Raw genomic sequence first — 255 nt, 5'->3', positions numbered from 1 at the left:
GATTGAAGCAATACCAAATGACTGCCAGCATGAGCCGTAAGGGAAACTGCTACGATAATGCTTGTATCGAATCCTTTCACAGCGTGCTGAAGAAGGAGTTTATTTACTGCACCAAATTTCGGACGAAAGCCCAGGCGCAACAAGAGGTATTCGAGTACATCGAGCTGTTTTACAACCGAAAGCGAATCCACGGTTCACTGGGTTACGAATCGCCAGATCGGTTTGAAGCAGCTTACTACGAGCAGCAGAACCGAT

General features: G+C 47.1%; 1 protein-coding gene. It reads left to right on the top strand.

Features of this window, described 5'->3' with window-relative positions:
- Window positions 1-255, top strand: a 255-nt coding sequence (locus M3223_RS24130) for an IS3 family transposase (RefSeq protein WP_251566330.1), incomplete at both ends; no start/stop codon positions are given.

It is taken from the genome of Paenibacillus pasadenensis (assembly GCF_023715725.1).
Lineage (GTDB): Bacteria > Bacillota > Bacilli > Paenibacillales > Paenibacillaceae > Paenibacillus_O > Paenibacillus_O pasadenensis_A.
This window is presented reverse-complemented; position numbering and strand designations above follow the sequence as displayed.